Below are 14,000 nucleotides of genomic sequence, written 5' to 3' on the forward strand. Positions count from 1 at the left end.
GCTCACCCGGTGGCCGAGACCGTCGTCGTCACCGTGAAACCCGGCAGCCGCAAAGGCCCCCTAGTCGAGGTGAACGCCGATGGCGCGCTGACGATTTACGTCCGCGAGCGCGCGATCGAGGGCAAGGCCACCGAAGCGGCCGCCCGTCTGCTGGCCGACCATCTCGGTGTCCCCCGCAGCAGCGTGCAGCTGGCCTCGGGTGCGACGTCGCGGATCAAGCGCTTCACCGTCGGCTGACCGAGAAGGACAGACACAACTAGAGTTCGTCTGATGTCGGGTTGGGATAACTTTGCTGTCATCGTCGGCGGTGTGGGTGGCGCCCTCGTGGGATTGTTGTTCGTCGCGATCTCGATCCATGCCGGGCGGATTGCCGGTTCGGTAGGCCTTCGACATCGCGCCGCCCAGACCTTGGTGGTGTTCGCCATGCTGCTTCTGCTGGCGGTCGTGCTGGCAGTGCCGTCGCAGCCGGACCGGGTGGTCGGTGCCGAACTCACCGTGCTGGCCGTGGCAGCAGCTGCCCTGCTGCTCGCCCTCGACAGGTCGGCCGGGGACAAGGCGTCAGATGATTCGTTGAGCCGCATCCTCAATCGGGTCAACCCCAACGTCACCACCGCCCTCGGTGTGGCGTTGACCGGACTGCTGTTGCTCACCGGTGTCAGCTGGGCTCCCTACACGCTGCTCCCCACGACATGCGCCGCAATCGTGGGCGGTTTGACCAGCGCCTACCTCCTGCTGACCAAACTCTCTGACTGAGCACCGGGGTCGCGGCTAGGCCACACCCAGATACGCCGCGCGAATACTGTCGTCGGCCAACAGGTCCTGGGCCGGACCGCTGCGCGTGACCGTACCGGTCTCGAGGATGTAGGCGCGGTCAGAGCGGCTCAGCGCTTGCTGGGCATTCTGCTCGACCAGCAGAACGGTGGTGCCCTGGGCGTTGATCTCGGAGACGATCTTGAAGATCTGCGAGATGATCATCGGCGCCAAACCCATCGACGGCTCGTCGAGCAGCAGCACCCGCGGGCGGGCCATCAGCGCCCGCCCGATGGCGAGCATCTGCTGCTCACCTCCGGACAGCGTGCCGCCGACCTGGGTGCGCCGCTCGGCCAGCCGCGGGAACGTCTCCAGGATCCAGTCCAGTCGCTCGTCGTGCTCGCTCTTGCTGGCGAATTTGCGCCCGTAGCAACCCATTTCGAGGTTCTCCAGGACCGTCATGCCCGGGAAGACGCCGCGGCCCTCGGGGGCCTGCACCAGGCCGTCGACCGCTCGCTCGTGCGCTTTGACCTTCGAGATGTCGCGGCCCTCGAACCATACCGAGCCCGACGACAAAGGACGAAGACCGGAGATGGCGCGCATCATCGTGGTCTTGCCCGCCCCGTTGGATCCGAGCAGCGTGACCAACTCCCCCTGACGAACCTGCAACGAAACACCATGCAGCGCTTCGATTCTGCCGTAGTGCACGACGATGTCGCGCACTTCCAACAGGATGGACCGGTCATCAGAGCTGGTCATCGGGCACCCCCAGGTAAGCGGCGATCACGGCCGGATCATCGCGGATCTCGGCGGGCAGGCCGTCGGCGATCTTGCGGCCGAACTCCAGCACCACGATCCGGTCGGTGACGCCCATAACCAGTCGCATGTCGTGCTCGATGAGCAGCACCGTGTAGCCGTCATCGCGGATGGCGCGAATCAGGTCGATCAGGGCGGCCTTCTCGCTGGGGTTGAAGCCGGCGGCCGGTTCGTCGAGGCACAGCAGTTTGGGCTCGGTGGCCAGTGCGCGGGCAATCTCCAGGCGCCGCTGGTCGCCGTAGGGCAGGTTCTTGGCCTTCTCCTCGCCACGGTGCGCGATACCGACGAATTGCAGCAGCGCGGCGGCCTTTTCGATGGCCGACCGTTCCTCGCTGCGGTGCCGGGGGCTGCGGATCAAGGCACCCGGTACCGAGGTCTTGTGCCGCGCGTCGGTGCCGACGATGACGTTTTCCAGCGCGGTCATCTCGCCCCACAGCCGGATGTTCTGGAAGGTGCGGGCGATGCCCCGGCGGGTGATCTCGTGACGTTTGATGCGGCCCAGCGGTTCGCCGTCGAAGGTGACCGAACCCGAGCTGGGCCGGTATACCCCGGTGATGGCGTTGAAGCAGGTGGTCTTGCCCGCGCCGTTCGGCCCGATCAGGCCGAGGATCTCGCCGCGCTTGATCGAGAAGCTCACCGCGTCCAGCGCGGTCAGGCCACCGAACTTGACGGTGAGATCCTTCGTCTCCAACAGGGCTTCACCTTCGGCCACCTGCACCTCTCGGTGCAGTGCGGCCATACCCTCGTCGATCACGGGTTCACTCACGCGGCGGCCTTCGTGTCGTCGGCCGCACCGAGGAGCTTGCGGGCCGCCTTGCCGTAGGCGAGCAGCTGTTGGCGCACCGGGAACAGGCCCTGCGGGCGGAAGATCATCAGCACCACCAGGGCCAGGCCGAAGAACAGGTACTTCAGGTCACCGAGGTTGATGCCCAGGAACTGCACTCCCAGCAGCCGGTTGGGCAGGTAGACGATGATGAACGCCCCGAAGACCACGCCCAGTTTGTTGCCCTGGCCGCCGAGGACCACCGCACACAGGAACAGCATCGAGTTGATGATGTTGAACGTCGGCGGCGCTACGTACTGCACCTGCCCGGCGTACAGCGCCCCGGACAGGCCGCCGATCGCCGCGCCGATGACGAAGGCCCACAGTTTGAACCGGAAGGTGTTGACGCCCATCACTTCCGCGGCGTCCTCGTCTTCGCGGATGGCGACCCAGGCTCGCCCGACCCGGCTTCGTTCCAGGTTGCCGACCAACAGCAGGATGCCGATCATGAGGATCAGCCCCAGCCAGAACCACCAGGTTCCGTAGTTCGCGTGGCCCGAGGAGTTGCCGCTGGAGAACACCCCTTCAGGCAGCTTCTCGCTCTGCCCGACCCGGGGGTAGGCCACCTCGTTGAGGCCGCGGGAGCCGTTGGTGACGTCAGAAAGATTGTCGGCCAGCAGCCGGATGATCTCGCCGAAGCCCAAGGTGACGATGGCCAGGTAGTCGCCGCGCAGGCGCAGGGTGGGAATGCCCAGGATCAGCCCGGCTAACGCCGTCACCGCCATGGCGAGCGGGACGCAGGCCAGCCACGCCCACTTCTCGTGGAGAAATCCGTTGGGAGCCATCTTGTTCCACGGACTATCCGGGCTGGTCAGCAGCGCGACTGTGTAGGCACCCACCGCATAGAAGCCGACGTACCCCAGATCCAGCAGGCCGGCCTGGCCGACCACCACGTTGAGCCCGATCGCGATGATCGCCACCATCGAGAACTGGGCCATGGTGCCGCCGAAGCTGATGCCGGTGGTGTTGAAGAACGGCGGCGGGAACAGCGGGGTCAGGGCGAGCAGCCCGAAGCCGAGCACGCCGAAGACCCACTTCTGGACCCGGCTCAGCCCCGCCCACCACCCGCGCAGGCCATCGCCGGGGGCCAGCAGACGTCTGCTCCAGCGGCCCGGCGTGCCGTTCGCGCTCTCCCGGTGACTCATGCCCTCGCCTTTCCGAGGCTCTCCCCGAGTATTCCGGTGGGCCGGACCAGCAGCACCAGAACCAGCAGGACGAACGCGACGACGTCGCGCCACTGGGTGCCGAAGACGGCCTGGCCGTAGTTCTCCATGATGCCCAGGATCAGGCCGCCGAGCAGCGCACCGCGCAGATTGCCGATGCCGCCGAGCACGGCCGCCGAGAACGCCTTGATGCCCAGTAGGAAGCCGCCGGAGTAGATGATGCCCTGCGGCACCTTGAGGGTGTAGAGCAGTGCCGCGGCTCCGGCGAGCATGCCGCCGATGAGGAACGTCGTCATGATGATCCGCTCGCGCGAGACACCCATCAGTGTCGCGGTCGTCGGGTCCTGGGCGACCGCGCGGATGCCGCGGCCGAATTTCGTCCGGTTGATGGCCACATCGGTGAGCAAGGCCAGGACGAGCGCCGCAGCGACGATCACCAGGGTGACGTTGGTGACCGAGGCGCCGAAGACGTGGAACTGGGCCTTGGGCTGTACCAGGGTGATCGGCTGCTGGGCATTGCTGCCTCCGTAGCCCTTGATGATCTTGGGCAGCACGAAGTGGACGAACTCCTGAAGAACGAACGACATGCCGATGGCGGTGATCAGGAACGTCAGCGGGCGCGCGTTGCGCCGGCGCAGCGGCCGGTAGGCCACGAACTCCAATCCTATTGCCGCCGAACCTGAGACGAACATCGCGAACAGCATGGCGACGCCGAGGTAAAGGACGGTCAGGAGTACGCCCTTGTTGTAGGCATTGCCACTGGGTGTGAAGCCCAGAATGATGTCCAGGCAGAAGTAGGCGCCGAACATGCCGAGCATGAAGATCTCGGAGTGGGCGAAGTTGATCAGCCGCAGCACCCCGAAGACCAGGGTGTAGCCGACGGCGACCAGGGCGTAGATCGCACCCCAGGACAGTCCGTCGATGGTCAACTGCCAGAAGCCGTTTCGCAGATTCTCGATGTTGAAACCGATGTCACTGGCGAGGCAGGCGTACTGACCGAGGCACTCGTGGATCATCCTGGAGACGACTCCTTGGGATCTGTGTTCAACGAGAACGCGCCCGAGCCTTGCGGTCTCGGACGCGTCTCGTCAATCACTCACTGAACCTTGTAGATCCAGATCAGGGTCGTGGTGAGCTCACCCTTGTCGGTCCACTGGTACTTACGGGCAACTCCCTGGCCGTTGTAGTTCTTGACCCACTCGAGCAAGTCCGGACGGGTGATCTTGCCCGCGTCGATGCCCTTCAGCAGCACGGTACCGAGGTCGTAGCCCTCGGTGCTGTACGTGCCGGGAGCCTGACCGAACTTCTTGGTGTACTCGTCGGCGAAGGCGCCGGTGGCCGGGCCGCAGGGGCAGGACAGGATGGCGTCCTTGGACGACGAGCCGGCCTGCTTGACGAACTCCGGGTCCTTGGTGCCGTCGGCAGAGACGAATTTGCCGGTGAAGCCGCCGTCACGCAGCTGCTGGACGAACGGAGCCGCCTCGGCGTAGTAGCCGCTGTAGAACACCGAGTCCGGCGACTGGCCCTTGACCTGGGTCACCGCGGCCGAGAAGTCCTTGTCGCCCTTCTTGACCGAGATGTTGCAGGCCGAGACCGCCACCGGGCCGAGGGTTTCGCGGACCGCCTGCGCCAGGCCGGTGCCGTAGTCGGTGCTGTCGTCGACGACACACACCTTCTTCTCACCGAGGGTGTTCTTCAGGTAGTTGGCGACCGAGGGGCCCTGCACTCCGTCGTTGGCCAGGCCGCGGAAGAACGTCTTCCAGCCCTGCTCCGAAAGTGTGACGTTGGTGGCCGACGCGGTGGTCGAGACCAGGCCCGCTTGGTCGAACACCGAACCGGTGGCCTTGGTCTCACCCGAGAACGCGGGGCCGACCAGGCCGATGGTGAATGCATCGTCGACGATCTGCGGCGCGATGGCCGTCGCTTTCTGCGGGTCGCCCTCGGTGTCGAAGGGCTTCAGCTGAACCTGGCAGCCGGGGTTGGCGGCGTTGTGCTTGTCGATGGCCAGCTGGACGCCGTTCTTGATGTTGATGCCCAGTGCCGCGTCGGGGCCGTTGAGGGCACCCGCCATGGCGATGGACACCGGCGGGCAGGTGGCCTTGCCATCACCGGCGGGGTCGGCAGGGACCGCGCCGGCCTCTGGCTTGACCTCGGCACCGTTCTGGTCGATCTGAACCTGCTCGACGATCTTGAGATCGCTTTGCGACGAGTTCTCACCCGGCTTGGACTGGTTGCAGCCGGCGATGCCGAACATCACCAGCAGGGCCGAACTCGCGGCGATTGCACTCCGTGTCGTGCGAGAGCGCACGTTTCACCTCCGGTCAGTAGTTTCGTCGGTGGGTAGAACATAGCCAACGCTGGGCCGCAGCGCGTGGTCTTGGCTAACGGCTGGCTGCGAGCATATTGCGGTCAAGGCCAAACGGCGCGGTCAGGACGGTCGTGCACCGGCCACCGACCGGCCAGGAAACGCAGAGTTAACGGGGCGCGTCGCCGACTCAGTTCTCCGACGAGGTGCCCTCGGGGGCGTCGAGTGTTTCGAGCACCACCTCGGCCACCCGCTTCATCGTCGTGCGACGGTCCATGGCGGCACGCTGAATCCATTTGAAGGCTTCCGGCTCGGTCATGCCCTGCTTGCTCTGCAGCAGGCCCTTGGCCCGCTCGACGAGCTTGCGGGTCTCCAGCCGGTCCGAGAGGTTGGCGACCTCGCGCTCGAGCTCGGCGACCTCGGCGAAGCGGCTGACGGCCACTTCGATGGCCGGGATCAGATCGGTAATGGAGAACGGCTTGACGAGGTAGGCCATCGCGCCGGCGTCGCGGGCCTTCTCGACCAGATCGCGCTGGCTGAATGCGGTCAACACGACGATCGGGGCGATGCGCTTGGCCGCGATCTCCGAGGCAGCGTCGATGCCGTCGCGCCGCGGCATCTTGACGTCCATGATCACCAGGTCAGGGCGCAGCTGTTCGGCGAGTTCGACGGCTTCCTGCCCGTCACCGGCCTCGCCGACGACTTCGTAACCCTCTTCACGCAGCATCTCGGCCAAATCCAGCCGGATCAGCGCCTCGTCCTCAGCGATCAGAACACGGTGGGGCGTGCGGCCTTCGGCGTCGTTGGTAGACCCGGTCATGAGGCTATTGTCGCGTGGCTGGGGCCAAACAGCGACCTCGGGGCGCTCGGCGCACCGCTTGGCGGGTTTCCCGCCGCCATCCACTATGGTGGAAAACCGCCGCGACGCGGCCCCGCCCTCGTATCCCAACTGGCAGAGGAAACGGATTCAAAACCCGTGCAGTGTGAGTTCGAATCTCACCGAGGGCACCAGTTCTGGTGCATATGCCTTCGCGGCCACCCCGACATCGGGCCCCACCGTTTGCCCGATCAATCATTAACCAGCCGGTGGTATGGTCCGCCGCTGTGAACACGGCGTTTGTGAGCCCCGGAATCACGGCCCAGGCAGCGCTGTGGCGACGGTGAACCGGCGTCATTTCCTGGGAGCGCTCGCCGCGGCAACGGTGGCAGGTGTAGGTGTGGCCCGCGAGTTCCTCGGCGCGCCGTCACGCACCTTCCCGGCTCCATCGGCACACGCGGCGACAGTGGGAATCTCCGGTCCGTCGAATCCTTCTCCTTCCGTGTTGGCGCCGCCACCTCTGGGGAATCGGATTCCGCTGCCGGGCGGTGGCGCACTGACCAGACTTCCCGGCACCGGAGACCTGCTTGCGCTGACTGTGGACGACGGAGTCAACTCGGAGGTGGTCCGCCTCTACACCCAGTTCGCCATAGACACCGGTATCCGGCTGACGTTCTTCGTCAATGGCCGATACGGTTCGTGGACCGAGCACCTGGGGTTGCTGCGGCCGCTGGTCGAGTCCGGGCAGATCCAACTCGGCAACCACACGTGGTCACACCCGGATCTGACGACGGTGTCGCAGCAACGCATCGCCGAGGAAATCACCCGCAACGACCGATTTCTGAAAGCCACCTACGGGATCGACGCCGCGCCCTACTTCCGGCCGCCGTACGGCAACCACAACGCGACCGTCGACGCCGTCGCGGCCGATCTGGGCTACACGGCCACCACATTGTGGTCGGGTTCGCTGTCGGATTCCACGCTGATCACCGAGGACTACATCGTCAAGATGGCCGACCAATACTTCACGCCGCAGACCATCGTGATCGGACACCTCAACCACCTGCCCGTCACCCACGTCTACGGGCAGCTTGTGGACATCATCCGCGCACGCAACCTGCGCACCGTCACCCTCAACGACGTATTCCTGAAACCCTGATCACTGGGATCGATGCCGGCCGCCGCGGGGCGGTTTCGACCCACGCTCAGTAGAGGTCGGTGCGCCGGTCGGCGAGCAGGTCGACGTGTTCGGTCAGCGTCTTGTCGTGGGTACGGCTCAAGTCGACGTCGGCGATTGCCAAACCCGGCCCGGCGCCGGCTACGGCCACCACCCACCCGTCGGGGTCGACGATCGCGCTGCCCTCGGTCCAGGGCTGCCCGCGCTCCACCCCGGCCCGGTCGCAGACAGCCACGGCAATCTTGTTGCACCGGGCCGTCGACATGGCAGTGATCACCTCGCCGGGGCGCTCCCCCTGCGGCCGGGGAAACAGTGGCCAATTAACAGGCGCCACAATCAGTTCGGTGCCTTCAAGTGCCGCCCGGCGAGTCAGCTCACCGAATTCCACGTCGTAGCAGACCATTACGGCGATCACACCGTGCCGTGTCTTCAGCACCGGCGGCAGCCGGTCTCCGCGGGTGAAGATCAGCTTCTCCCGGTCCCATAGATGTGTCTTGCGATAGCTCGCCAGCACCCCGTCGCCTTCGACCACCAGGGCGCTGTTGTAGAGCAAGCCGTCGTCGCCGAGTTCGCAGAACCCGCCGATCACCACCGCATCACCGGCCACCGACCGCCACGCGTCAAAAGCGGAGGCGCCGGGGCGCAGCGCAACTGAGCGGGCCTCGTCGGCGTCGGCGAACATGTATCCCGAGGTGGCCAGTTCCGGCAACACCACGATGTCCGCTCCCGCCGCGACGGCCTGCGCTATCGCGGCCGTCGACAACTCAAGATTGGCTTCGAGTTGGCCCACCTCGGGGGCGATCTGGGCGCAGGCGATACGGGTCACCTCTGCAGGCTAACCGCTGAGCGGGCTTTGAGCGCCAACCAGAGTTCCATCCGATCGTCGCCGTCATCGAGGCGCCGACCGGTCAGCCTTGCGATCCGCTCGATGCGATTCCGAACAGTGTTGCGGTGCAACGACAGTCGCGCAGCCGCCGGGTCCCACGCGCCGTTGGCCCGCAACCAGTATTCGAGGGTGCGCAGCAGTTCGAGCCGCTCACGCGGGTCCAGTGCATCCAGTGGTGCGAGCACCGCATCGGCGAAGCCGCGCACCGCGGTGGGGTCACCCAGCGACAGCAACAACGACACCGTCTCGCCTTCGCTGGCCGTCACGATCCGCCCGAGGCGCGCACTGACCGGCACCAAGGATCTGGCCTGCATGGCCGAGACCGCCAACGCGTCTGCCTCCGTCGGCGCTCCGACACCGCAGGGCAGGCCGGCTGCGTGGGTGCGCAGGGCCTCGACGAGGGCCGTGAGATCGGCGTGCGCGATCTCGACGGTATCGCCGCGGACGTGCACCAGGGACGTCTCCAGAATCGTCTGCAACCGGAAGGCCAGCGACTCGGCATCGTCGGCGGCAACGACCGCCACCTGACACGCGGCATCAAGGCCGACCGACGAGGCCAGCTGGACGGCCCGCTCCCGCTTGAGGCCCGGCCGAAGCAACTGGGCCAACACCTGGGACCGGCGATTCCGCTCGGCTTGCCCGGAAAGGTTGCGGCGCTCGATGTCGACGGCGATCAACGACACGAGAACGGTCGAGGAACTGCGCGACCGAAGGTCCATGTCGGCGCCCAGCGCGATGAAGGCCAACGGGTTGCGAGCTCCGACAGCGTGTATCTCGAAACCCTCGACCACCGACCAACCCGCGCCCGAGTGCTGTGCCGTCGCGACCGCAGCCACGGCGGCATCGACCACCTCCGGCGCCGTGGCGGGCGTGGCGCCGAGGATCCGGCCGCCGGCGTCGCAGACGACGCACGGCGTAGTGCTGGCCTGCGACCACGCCGACAGCAGCGAAGCCAGCGGGGCCGAACTGGTGGCAACTGCGGTCAGCGAGCGGTTGATCTCCAGCGCGGTCTGCAGTTCTTGGCGTTCCCGCCGTGCGATCGTCTCGAACACCCATTTGGTGACCGCGATGAACGGCGTTTCATCCGGGACGGTCAGCAAGGTCACCCCAGACTCCCGCGCGGCCCTGATCAGCGGGTCGGGGCAGTGCTGATACGGCAGTCCGTGACCCAGTCCGAGGGCCAGTGCCGCAACCCCGGCCGATGCGCATTCCTGGACGTAGGCGCGACAGTCGGCACGCCGCATCGGCAGCAGCAGGCCGACGGTCATCAGCAACTCCCCGCCGCGCAACCAGTCGGCGGGTGAGGTCAATTCCGAAACGTGAGCCGAGGTGACTGCGCGGGTCAGGTCGGCCGCGGCGAGAACCTGCAGATTGAGGCTCGGCTCACCCACCACGTCAGCGACGGTGAGCACCACGACCACCGGTGGTTGTACACATCGTCCAACCGTAATAGACGAATTGAACAATTCCGCCATGTTGCACGCCACAACGACCGCGCATCGTGAGATGAACGACCGCAACCAGGTACCCCGGAGGACACGTGACCGCTCCCGACAACCGCGCCGCGTCCCTCATCGAAACCCGGTCCATCGACTACGTCCCCGACGACGAACGACACGGCAAGGTCAGCCATCAGGGGCCGTTCTGGTTCGTCGGCAACTTCCAGCCCTTCACGCTGGCGCTGGGCTTCGTCGGCCCGAGCCTCGGGCTGTCGCTGTGGTGGACCATCGTGGCCGGGCTTGCCGGCATCGCGTTCGGCACGGTGTTCATGGCCTTCCACGCCACCCAGGGGCCGGTCCTGGGCTTGCCACAGATGATCCAGTCGCGAGCCCAGTTCGGCTACCGCGGAGTGCTTCTGCCCCTGATCGGCACGCTGTTCACCTTCGTCGGCTTCAACGTCGTCGACGTCGTGATCATCAAGTCCGGCCTCGAGTCGATCTTCGGCTGGAACCCCGCGGTCGTCGCCGTGGTGATCACCGCCGCCGCGGCCCTGCTCGCCATCTACGGACACGACCTGCTGCACCGGACCTTCCGCATCCTGTTCTGGCTGTCGCTGCCGCTGTGGCTGGCTCTGACGTTCGGTGTGGCCTTCGGCTCGGTCACCGGAACTGCCACCGCCACAGGCGGTTTCAGCCTGGTCGCGTTCCTCGTGCAGTTCAGTGTCGCAGCCTCCTACAACATCACCTACGCCCCATACGTATCGGACTACAGCCGCTACCTGCCCCGCGACACCAAGCCGTCGTCGATCATCGCCTCGGTGTTCGTCGGGGCGGCAGCCTCGCCGGCCTGGCTGATTCCGCTGGGTGCCTGGATGGCCACCTACCTCGGCGCGACCGACGCGCTGTCGGGCATCAATACCACCGGCAACGAGGTTGTGCCTGTGCTCGGCGCGGTCCTTGCCGTCGTCTCCACCCTGGTTCTGGTGGCCACCATGGGCCTCAACGCCTACAGCGGGATGCTGACCGTCGTCACCGCCATCGACTCGCTCAAGCCGGTCGCCCCGACCCGACGGCTGCGGGTGGTCACGATCGCGGTGCTCGCGGTCGCGTGGCTGGCCATGAGCCTGGCGCTGACCAACGCCACCAGCGCGCTGAACACCACCCTGCTGCTCATGCTGTATCTGCTGGCCCCGTGGACCGCGGTGAATCTCACCGACTACTTCTTCGTCCGCCGCGGGCACTATGCGATCGCCGACCTGTTCACTCCGGCCGGAATCTACGGTGCATGGTCATGGCGCGGCCTGGTCGCCTTCATTGCCGGCGTGGCTGCCGAGATCCCGTTCGTCGACCTGCCGTTCTTCGTCGGCCCCGCCGCCGAAGCGATGGGCGAAGTCGACATCGCCTTCGCGGTGGGCATGCTGGTCGCCGGGGTGACGTACGTGGCGGTGACACGAACGCTGAATGTCACGGCCGAATTGGCGATGATTGAGGCCAACCCGGCGCTGGCTGATCCCACTGATGCGATCGCCATCGCGAAAACCGTTGCCGAGGAGGAACGATGACCGACGTCGTCGGACAGACGGACGCGACCAAGTTCCCGCGTTACACCGAGCCCAGCACCTTCGCCCGGCTCCCCCGGATCTCCGAGGTCCCCGGCGCGGCCGTCGGGATCGTCGGCGTGCCGTTCGACAGCGGCGTGTCGTACCGGCCCGGTGCCCGCTTCGGGCCATCACATGTCCGTGCGGGCTCAAAGTTGTTGCGGCCCTTCAACCCTGCGTTGGATGTAGAACCCTTCGCGACGCACCAGGTGGCCGACTTCGGTGACATCCCGGTCAACCCGTTCGACATCAACGAGGCGATCACCACGATCGACACCGAGATCACCGAGCTCCGCAAGGACGGCACCACTCTGCTCACCATCGGTGGCGATCACACCATCGCGCTGCCGATCCTGCGCTCGCTGGCCCGCGACCATGGCCGGATCGCGGTGCTGCACTTCGATGCCCATCTCGACACCTGGGACACCTACTTCGGCGCCGCCTACACCCACGGCACCCCGTTCCGGCGCGCCAGCGAAGAGGGCCTGATCGACATGGAGCGGTCGCTGCACATGGGCATCCGCGGGCCGCTCTACAGCAAGACCGACCTCGAGGACGACGCCGTGCTCGGGTTTCAGGTGATCCGTTCCGACGACTACGAATTCGACGGGGTCGCCAGCATCGTCGAACGCATGCGCAACCGCCTCGACGGCGGCCCGGTGTACGTCTCCGTCGACATCGACGTACTCGATCCCGCGCATGCCCCGGGCACCGGAACTCCGGAAGCGGGCGGCCTGACGTCACGCGAACTGCTCAACACCTTGCGCGGTCTGGTCGGCCTCAACGTCGTCGGAGCCGACATCGTCGAGGTGGCTCCCGCCTACGACCACGCCGAGATCACCGGAATCGCCGCGGCGACCGTCGGCTACGAGTTGCTGTCGGTGCTTGCCGCCAACAGCTAGTCTCTCCAGGGTGGGCACCAAGCGGAACTGCGCTGGTCCAGTGCCGCCGGACGACTCGGCCCGGCAGGCGGACTGCGAGCGTATGCAGCGCCGCCCGTCGGCCCGCAATCAGCACTGGGCCGAGTCGGTGTCCCGTCAGATGCGAGTGCTCAACATCGCGACTTATATCGCCGGCTTCGTCACGGCGTGTTTCGGGGTGATGCAGGTCGTCACCGGACCCGGGGTGTTCAACATCGGCCTGATCAACCTGGGCACCGCGCTGGTCTTCTTCGCCATCCCGTTGCTGCAGCCGTTCGGCGAGGTGATCGCCTCATTGGTGTTCGTCTTCTTCGCGTTCGCGTCGCTGACAGTGGTCGGCTGGCAAGTGGGCACCGACTCGGGTCTGCAGTTCTACTACCTGGTATCGGCGTCGCTGGCGGTTCTGGTGCTCGGCGTCGAACACGCTGTGCTCGCCTCGATCATGGTGGCAATCGGGGTCGGACTCACCATCGCCTCGCAGTTCCTGGTGCCCGGCGACACCCATCTGCAACCCCGGTGGGCCGTCAACGCCGGCTTCGTCATCACCACGGTGTCGGCGTCGGTGCTGATCTTCGCGACCGTCTGGTACGCGATGCGCGAGGTTTCCCGCGCCGAAGGCGCCATGGAAGTCGAGTACAAACGGTCTGAGGCGCTGCTGGCCAACATCCTGCCCGGCAGCGTCGCGGAACGGCTCAAGGATCCGGCGCACGGCACCATCGCCGATCGCTACGACGAGGCCTCAATCCTGTTCGCCGACATCGCCGGCTTCACCGAACGCGCGAGCCAGATTCCCGCCGCCGACCTGGTGCGCTTCCTCGACAGGCTCTACACCACCTTCGACCGCCTTGTGGACAAGCACGGCCTGGAGAAGATCAAAACCACCGGCGACTCCTACATGGTGGTCAGCGGGGTGCCGGAGGCGCGCGACGACCACGTCGAGGCGCTGGCCCGGCTGGCTCTGGACATGTCGCGCGCAGTGTCCGACCTTCGCGACCCCAACGGCCAGCGGGTGCCGCTGCGCATCGGGATGGCCTCAGGCCCGGTGGTGGCCGGTGTCGTCGGTGCGCGGCGGTTCTTCTACGACGTGTGGGGTGACGCCGTCAACGTGGCGTCCCGGATGGAATCCACCGATCCCGAAGGCCGCATCCAGGTCCCCGAGAATGTCTACCTGCGCCTCAAGGACGAGTTCGTCCTCGAGAAGCGCGGCGAGGTCGACGTCAAAGGCAAGGGCATCATGTGCACCTGGTACCTGGTCGCCAGTCGGGAGACGAAAAGCGTTGCCCCCGAGACCGTTCCGGTTACCTAG

General features: G+C 66.3%; 13 protein-coding genes, 1 tRNA gene and 1 pseudogene. 7 read left to right on the top strand and 8 right to left on the bottom strand.

The annotated features are described in order from the left end of the window. Positions 1–9: 9 nt before the first annotated feature. Complete coding sequence (locus HBE64_RS11125) at positions 10–237, top strand: DUF167 domain-containing protein (RefSeq protein WP_167101619.1); 228 nt, start codon at positions 10–12, stop codon at positions 235–237. 33 nt (positions 238–270) lie between these two features. Next, positions 271–753, top strand: coding sequence for a hypothetical protein (locus tag HBE64_RS11130; RefSeq protein ID WP_167101622.1), 483 nt, complete (start codon positions 271–273; stop codon positions 751–753). Between the two features lie 15 nt (positions 754–768). Here the strand turns inward: HBE64_RS11130 and HBE64_RS11135 are convergent, their stop codons facing one another. From HBE64_RS11135 to HBE64_RS11160, 6 genes are all read right to left on the bottom strand, one after another. After that, positions 769–1,509, bottom strand: a complete 741-nt coding sequence (locus HBE64_RS11135) for an ABC transporter ATP-binding protein (protein ID WP_167101625.1) — start codon at positions 1,507–1,509, stop codon at positions 769–771. Beyond that, positions 1,496–2,305: an ABC transporter ATP-binding protein gene (locus HBE64_RS11140; RefSeq protein ID WP_371744185.1), complete on the bottom strand. Its 810-nt coding sequence runs from the start codon at positions 2,303–2,305 to the stop codon at positions 1,496–1,498. The genes HBE64_RS11135 and HBE64_RS11140 overlap by 14 nt, the downstream gene beginning before the upstream one ends. A 23-nt stretch (positions 2,306–2,328) precedes the next feature. Further along, complete coding sequence (locus tag HBE64_RS11145) at positions 2,329–3,534, bottom strand: branched-chain amino acid ABC transporter permease (protein WP_167101628.1); 1,206 nt, start codon at positions 3,532–3,534, stop codon at positions 2,329–2,331. Next, complete coding sequence (locus tag HBE64_RS11150) at positions 3,531–4,568, bottom strand: branched-chain amino acid ABC transporter permease (RefSeq protein WP_167101631.1); 1,038 nt, start codon at positions 4,566–4,568, stop codon at positions 3,531–3,533. Before HBE64_RS11150 ends, HBE64_RS11145 begins: the two co-directional genes overlap by 4 nt. 80 nt (positions 4,569–4,648) lie before the next feature. Then, positions 4,649–5,860, bottom strand: coding sequence for a branched-chain amino acid ABC transporter substrate-binding protein (locus tag HBE64_RS11155; RefSeq protein WP_371744146.1), 1,212 nt, complete (start codon positions 5,858–5,860; stop codon positions 4,649–4,651). Between the two features lie 187 nt (positions 5,861–6,047). Next, complete coding sequence (locus HBE64_RS11160) at positions 6,048–6,677, bottom strand: ANTAR domain-containing response regulator (RefSeq protein WP_167101634.1); 630 nt, start codon at positions 6,675–6,677, stop codon at positions 6,048–6,050. Between the two features lie 114 nt (positions 6,678–6,791). Between HBE64_RS11160 and HBE64_RS11165 the strand changes: the two genes are divergently transcribed. Then, positions 6,792–6,868, top strand: a tRNA-Leu gene (locus HBE64_RS11165). A 149-nt stretch (positions 6,869–7,017) separates the two neighbouring features. Continuing rightward, positions 7,018–7,833 carry a polysaccharide deacetylase family protein gene (locus HBE64_RS11170; protein ID WP_167109073.1) on the top strand — a complete coding sequence of 272 codons (816 nt, stop codon included), beginning with the start codon at positions 7,018–7,020 and terminating at the stop codon, positions 7,831–7,833. Between the two features lie 46 nt (positions 7,834–7,879). Here HBE64_RS11170 and HBE64_RS11175 read toward each other — a convergent pair whose 3' ends face one another. Both HBE64_RS11175 and HBE64_RS11180 read right to left on the bottom strand, forming a co-directional pair. Further along, positions 7,880–8,677 carry a nitrilase-related carbon-nitrogen hydrolase gene (locus tag HBE64_RS11175; protein ID WP_167101637.1) on the bottom strand — a complete coding sequence of 266 codons (798 nt, stop codon included), beginning with the start codon at positions 8,675–8,677 and terminating at the stop codon, positions 7,880–7,882. Next, positions 8,674–10,149 (bottom strand): PucR family transcriptional regulator, encoded by a 1,476-nt coding sequence (locus tag HBE64_RS11180; RefSeq protein WP_167101640.1) that lies wholly within the window; start codon positions 10,147–10,149, stop codon positions 8,674–8,676. Before HBE64_RS11180 ends, HBE64_RS11175 begins: the two co-directional genes overlap by 4 nt. Positions 10,150–10,277: 128 nt before the next feature. On the opposite strand from HBE64_RS11180, the gene HBE64_RS11185 reads away from it, so the two are divergent. From HBE64_RS11185 to HBE64_RS11195, 3 genes and pseudogenes are all read left to right on the top strand, one after another. Then, positions 10,278–11,738: a cytosine permease gene (locus HBE64_RS11185; protein WP_167101642.1), complete on the top strand. Its 1,461-nt coding sequence runs from the start codon at positions 10,278–10,280 to the stop codon at positions 11,736–11,738. Beyond that, a pseudogene (speB, locus tag HBE64_RS11190) lies at positions 11,735–12,735 on the top strand (agmatinase); the annotation flags it as partial. The gene HBE64_RS11185 and the pseudogene speB, both read left to right, overlap by 4 nt. 23 nt (positions 12,736–12,758) lie before the next feature. Further along, positions 12,759–14,000, top strand: coding sequence for an adenylate/guanylate cyclase domain-containing protein (locus HBE64_RS11195; RefSeq protein ID WP_167109075.1), 1,242 nt, complete (start codon positions 12,759–12,761; stop codon positions 13,998–14,000).

The organism is Mycobacterium sp. DL592 (assembly GCF_011694515.1).
Lineage (GTDB): Bacteria > Actinomycetota > Actinomycetes > Mycobacteriales > Mycobacteriaceae > Mycobacterium.